Raw genomic sequence first — 6,093 nt, 5'->3', positions numbered from 1 at the left:
AAAAGACTAGGCAATTGGAACTTTTCTAAGCAAATCCTTATCCCGAACTGGCGTATCTCTTTATGCCAAACTGGGAGAAGCAAAGGTTTTTAAATAGTGGCTATTGTCTACTGATAACTTCTATATGGAAGTGCAAAAATAGCATTTGTTATCAACCCAAATACGAGTTTTTCTACAAAAGCGTAGAATGGTATTGTACTTAATGGTTGACATCATCAAGCTATTAGACTAAAAGCCAAAACAAAAAAAACGCTGGAAGCAACTGCTTTAAAGCAGCCGACAACCAGCGTTAGCGCTAATAATTGCTTGAATGGCGACCTACACCTACTAAGAAGCAGGGCAGAAGCAACACAAGCCATTTAGACAGCGAGGCAGAAACTTAGAAGTAGTAGGCCACACCCAACTGCCAAACATTGTTGCGTACATCGTATTTCTTACGCGTCTCTTTAATTCCGTCTACAGAGAAAACAACATCACCCGTAGAACCCAGTGCGATGTTATAGCCAATAGTGGCCTGAAGGTGATTGGCTAAGAAGATACCAGCACCCACATTAACACTGAAAGCAGAGGATTTCAAAGTCCAATCGGCAAATTTGGGAATGAGTTCTTGCTCTTGTTTGCCCAAATTAAAAGCCACTTGCGGACCGCCAAACACAAAGATGTCGGCCGATTCACTAAGTCCAAAGGAGAAGCGAGCGTTGATAGGCACAATCACCTGTTCGCTTTTCACCACCGTATTGACTAATCCCATAGGACCAGTAACTTTAGCCTCTCGTTTTTCGTACAAGGCAGAAGCATCCATTCCTAGTCCAAGTATGGGCAAGTTAAACTTGATGGTAGGACCGATGAAGTATCCAATACGGTTTTCAGCCTTCCAGTCGTCTATGCTAATAGACACTTGCGAAGTGTTGATACCACCTTTAACACCCAATCTCACTTGTGCATTGGCATTCACAGACAAGGTTAATGCTGCGACAAGCACAGCCATTTTCATCATCTTTTTCATACAATAATAGTTTTAAATTAAACAAATATACACGTATTGAGCGCTATCGGTTGCGTCCAAACGTGTGCGATTCACGGTTAGTGTCGTTCTCTTCTCACCGACATACGGGGTGCGCTGTTTGTCTTAGAGCTAGTTGTAGTTTTTTCTTTTTTGGTAGTTGGGGCAATGGTAGCCCTTCTGTTGGTTCGCGGAGCCTTCACGCCACTGCGCGTCTTAGTGGCAAAAGCTAGGCTATCCGTGGTTTGTTGTTTCTTCACGCCCCACATTCCTTTCTCAAAAGCCGCTATTTCGGCCTCGATACGTTTTTGTTCTTTAGCCATAGCCGAGTCGTTTTTGCAATATTGCGCCAACGTTAGTCCCAGCATATTATTGGTTTTATAAATCTTTCCACGATACTTATTGGTGGCGAAATAGTCGGCCAAGCTCATCGTTGCGGCATTATTGAGGTTGCTTGTCATCACCATTTGCTTAGCAAGGAAAGGTGCAAGGTCGTCGTATTTCACCCAAAACAGCGGATAAGTAGTGGCATCGCCAAAATCGTCTTGACGCTTCATGATAGGACAAAGTGCCAACACCTTGGTGTGAAAAGTTGCCGTGGCTTGGTCGTAATAGGCGCTTTCCTTGATATAGTAGGCCGTAACCTCGCGCGAAGGAATATCGCTATTATCGATGCGCACTCGTCCATCCACACGTTCATAATAGATGTGATAGTTGTCGAGTAGTGCCAAAGGTTTCACGCGCGCCGAGTCTTCGAAGCTCTCGTTACCGTCAAGTCGATACTCGTAAGCCTTAACTTGTCCGCGCATCACCAGTTTAAAGAGATAGGTAAAGAGGTTCATGCGACCGTCGGTGGGCTCAACGGGATAGTACAATGCTGCGTTGGCGTCTTCGGTTAAATTCAGTTCGCGGTAAATATCGCGCCTCCAAACCACATCCTCGTCCATCTTGCTTTGGGTGGGGAAGGATATGCGCGCCCGCAAACTCACGTTATCGGCGTTGCCAGTGGCGGTGTTGTGTTGCTGTTGTCGGCGTGCAGCAGGCTGTGCGAAAGCCCCTTGTAGGGAGCACGACATCAAAATTACGAATACTAATCTTATCATCTGTTGTTGAATTGCATTGGTTGTTGGGATGCAGAGCAGCGGTTTACTGGTCATTGTTTACTGGCCTACCGCCAGAAAAGCCTGCTTAAGCGTCCCGTTTGTCACTTCACTATCACCTCCATAGCTTGAGGCAGCTTGCGTGTTATGCCATCTGGCCCAACGGCCGACACGTTGCTAACGTAGAAACGCTTACCACGCGAGAGTTTACGGAAGGCATCGCGTTGGCGTTCGGAGAACTGATTACCAGCCGAAGCCATTGGCACGGCATTGCCCATGTTATCGAAGAACACCGTTTCGAAGCTTAGAACGCGGAAACGAATATCGAGGATGCCATCGTCGATAGCCGCCTCTATGCCTCCTGCGCCCATCAAAGCGCCCTTGCCAAGACCGCCACCCTTAAAGCGATCGGTGCCAACGGCGATGAAAGCAGTGGGGTCGGGCAGTTTACGAACATGGAAAACAGCTTGCCCCAAGGAGCGAACTTTACCCTTATCGTTGGCAGTTATGTTGAAAGTAACGTCGCGTCCCACGGCCGAAGGCACGGCCACATAATGTCCGTTGCCTTTATTGGTGAGCGTTCCGCCCGTCATGGTCATGCTAATAGCATTTTGTGGAATACCCGAAACGCTAACACTCATAGGGTTGGTATATCCTGCATAGAGCACATTCATCAAGTCGGCAGCCACCGTTGCGGCTGTAGGCATGGCCACAACCTCGTATTTTTGGAGGAAATTTCGGCGCAACACTTCGCCCGAACCGTTGCGCATGGTGATATATCCACCAAACGAGTGCTGCCCCACTCCACCTGCTGTGAAGGCGTATTTGCCATTCTTGAGGTTCACGCGTGCACCATTTATATAGATGTCGGGCTGCTGCGTAGAGTCTACTGCGGCCATAACGATACTAGCCGAGAACGTTTCGCCAGGGTAAAGCGTAGTTTTTTCGGGTATCACAAAGGCATCGAGCTTGTTCACTCGAATATCTTTCATGTCGATATTGGCCACTAACGTGTGCAGCACTTCCCCTTCGGCGTAGCGTATATCGCTTTGAAGTTTCGACAAAAGCGTAACAGCGGCCGACACAGGCATGCTCTCAAACATGTATTCTTGCCAGTTTTTACCCATCGAGCGTTTGCCCTTGGGTATCTCGGTAGAGAGGTTTTGGGCGATGATGTCTCGCTGTGTGGGGTCGTTAATCATCTTGAGGATATAGTTGCGATAGGCGTTTATGCCCTCGAAAAGTTTTCGGCCCTTACCCTCGATGGGAGCAAGCATCACATGACTAGCAGCTTCAAGATTTTCTTTGTTCACGATGTTGCGCACGTCGGCATCACTACCATCGGCTTCGCGAACGATATCCACCTTAAGCTGTTGCACAAAATTGAAGAGCGAATCGCTAGCTTTTCGCACCCCTTCGGCTTTAGTAAACCATGCTTTCACCTTCTCGGGATTACTCTTTAACTGATGCGCGAACACGTCGTAAAGTGCATTATTCTGCTTGGTAGAGCCAGCAATGGTGCGCTTAAGACTATCTTCTACCACCGAGAAGCCCTCGAGCACCTCGGTAGAAACGTTGAGAGCCAGCATCGCCATGAGCACCACATAGAGCAGATTAATCATCTTTTGGCGCGGAGATATGGGCCTTTTCTTTATTGCCATCTGCCGTTGGGTTATGGGTTTTGCATCTTCATGTTCACCGTCATAGCCTCAATCATACGGGCATAGATGGCGTTTAGCTGTTCAATCTGTTGCGCCATGCGTCGGCTTTGGTCGTTTATCTGGTCGATAGTACCAATCTGTTGACTGGCACTCTTGAGCTGCATTTCGTAAACTTTGCTAATACCAGTGAGCGTTCGGTTAAGGTTTTCCATCTCTTCGCTGTCTCTTGTGAGGCGTGCGCTTTGCTGACTAACCTTTTCAAGCGTCTCGGTAAGCTTGTTCAGTTCGTCGATATAACGGCTTGTTGCCTCGGCCACGTCTACAGTTCCCAGCATTGGTGACGCTTGTGGAGCAGCCATTGCGGGTGTAGCCTCAACCATTGCAGGCGAACTTTGTGCAACATTAGGCGTTCCAACCGTTGTAGCCACAGCGTCGTTAGCTTGTTGCAGGGGAGTATTAACCTGTTGTTGAGCGGTGTTAACCTGTTGTTGGGCGCTGTTTACCTGTTGTTGGGTGCCGTTTGTATGCGTTTGATTTGGCGCAACGTTGTTAGCAACCTTGCTTTCGTTGGCATCGAGATATTCTTCCGACACGTGCGAAGGCAAGTCCATGCCGTCGGCCGTTTTATCGAAAGGCCTATCAAAGGCCGAAAGGAAGAACACAACAACCTCTGTTCCCATACCAAAGAAGAGCATGAGGTTAGCCCCAGGCAAGTGGGTTAGTTTAAAAAGGGTGCCAAGGATAACGATAGACGCGCCCCAGCTATAAGCATAGTTGAGGAACGTTTGTCCTGGAACGCTATCCATCCACTTTTGTAGACGATAGACAATGTTGTATTTACTGTAGGATGTCATTTGCTTTTTTGCTTTTGAGGTTTGCCAGTGGCTGTTGTAGCCAAGCTTCTTACACATCGGAAACCGATGTATGCGCGCGGTTGGTTTTGATATTCCCAGCTTCGCCACGCACTTCTGATATAGGATTCGGGGTCTTTCCACGAGCCACCCCTCACACTTTTCTTCTTTAAGCGGTAGGGATCTTCCTTAGCAGCCTTATAATCTAACTGCGGATTGAGGTCGTTCATAGCCCCCACACCGGCCTCGGTATAGATAGTACTTGTCCATTCGGCCACGTTACCAGCCATATCATACAGTCCGTTGCTATTGCTTTGATAAGCCCCCACCCTGCTTGTTATGAGGTTTCCATCTTGAGTATAGTCTCCTCGGTCGGGTTTAAAATTGGCATAGAAGCATCCTTGGCCATTCTTTACGTTAGTATTTTCCCAGGGAAATTCTGTTCCGGCCTTGCCACGCGCAGCGTATTCCCACTCGGCTTCGGTGGGTAATCGGTAGCGTTGCACAAAGCGAGCCACGGGTCCGAGCCCCTTAAGCAGATAGTCGGTGCGCCATGCACAGAAGGCATTTGCCTGTTCCCAGGTAACCCCCACAACGGGATAATCGTTGTAAGCGGGGTTACTAAAGTAGTTACGAAGATAAACTTCGTTATCCGAATTGGTGAAATCGTTCACCCAACAAGTTGTGTCGGGGTACACATTCACGATATAAGTGTTAAGAAAGTCCCACGGACCAGAGAGCGGACGGTTAATTGTTTCGCTCACGATGTTGCCACTATCATCGACATAAGCCGTGTCTTTAGATATCATCACCTCTTCATCGGGGTCGACAGTGCGGTCGGTATTGAGGTTTCTTTCTTGTGGCAAGATGCGGTTTTTACGCAAGGCCGCGGTGGTATAGTCGTAAATCTCGTAGCGATAGTTAAGCTGACGATAGTCGAGCAGTTTCTCTCCGGTAACGGGATTAGTGACATACAAGCTTTCGATGGCACGTTGTTCGTCTTCGTTGGGTTTACGTGGTAAGGGCTTTTTCCAGTTCACTTGTGGTCGAATGGCATTTCCGTCCTTATCTTCGGTAATCATATAGGTTTCGTCTCCTCCGTAAGCGGGGTCGGCCAAACGTGTTCTAAGGATGCTATCACGCACCCAATTCACGAATTGTTTATACTTCGAGTTGGTTACTTCGGTTTCGTCCATCCAGAAACCATCCACCGAAACATCTTTAACGGGAGTGCTTTTGCCCCACAAACTGTCACCATTTTCGATGCCCATTTTGAGGTATCCACGTCCCACTCGGGTCATTCCGTAGGGTGTTGGCTCGGCGAAGCTCCTGCTCGAGCCCACACCAACCACTTCTCCACCGCGTCCCGTAGCAGATATTCCCTTACCGCCGAAGCATCCTGAAACTGCCAGCGACAGGCTTAAGGCGCACAGCGCCAACACGAATTGCCTTTTTTTCTTCATCATCTGTTTTATCCA

At 48.3% G+C, this 6,093-nt stretch carries 5 protein-coding genes; all 5 read right to left on the bottom strand.

The features are described 5' to 3' along the window. Positions 1 to 379 precede the first annotated feature (379 nt). Positions 380 to 1,006 carry a porin family protein gene (locus tag QME03_RS11135; RefSeq protein WP_273112565.1) on the bottom strand — a complete coding sequence of 209 codons (627 nt, stop codon included), beginning with the start codon at positions 1,004 to 1,006 and terminating at the stop codon, positions 380 to 382. A gap of 77 nt (positions 1,007 to 1,083) precedes the next feature. After that, positions 1,084 to 2,106, bottom strand: coding sequence for a type IX secretion system ring subunit PorN/GldN (gene porN, locus QME03_RS11130; protein WP_281724401.1), 1,023 nt, complete (start codon positions 2,104 to 2,106; stop codon positions 1,084 to 1,086). A gap of 101 nt (positions 2,107 to 2,207) precedes the next feature. Further along, on the bottom strand, positions 2,208 to 3,764 hold the full coding sequence (porM, locus tag QME03_RS11125) for a type IX secretion system motor protein PorM/GldM (protein WP_025816317.1): 1,557 nt from the start codon (positions 3,762 to 3,764) through the stop codon (positions 2,208 to 2,210). Between the two features lie 11 nt (positions 3,765 to 3,775). Beyond that, positions 3,776 to 4,618: a type IX secretion system motor protein PorL/GldL gene (gene porL, locus QME03_RS11120; RefSeq protein ID WP_025816316.1), complete on the bottom strand. Its 843-nt coding sequence runs from the start codon at positions 4,616 to 4,618 to the stop codon at positions 3,776 to 3,778. Continuing rightward, positions 4,615 to 6,078: a T9SS ring complex lipoprotein PorK/GldK gene (porK, locus tag QME03_RS11115; protein ID WP_025816315.1), complete on the bottom strand. Its 1,464-nt coding sequence runs from the start codon at positions 6,076 to 6,078 to the stop codon at positions 4,615 to 4,617. Before porK ends, porL begins: the two co-directional genes overlap by 4 nt. Positions 6,079 to 6,093: the final 15 nt, after the last annotated feature.

The organism is Hoylesella shahii, assembly GCF_937990675.1.
Taxonomy (GTDB): Bacteria; Bacteroidota; Bacteroidia; order Bacteroidales; family Bacteroidaceae; genus Prevotella; species Prevotella shahii.
This window is presented reverse-complemented; position numbering and strand designations above follow the sequence as displayed.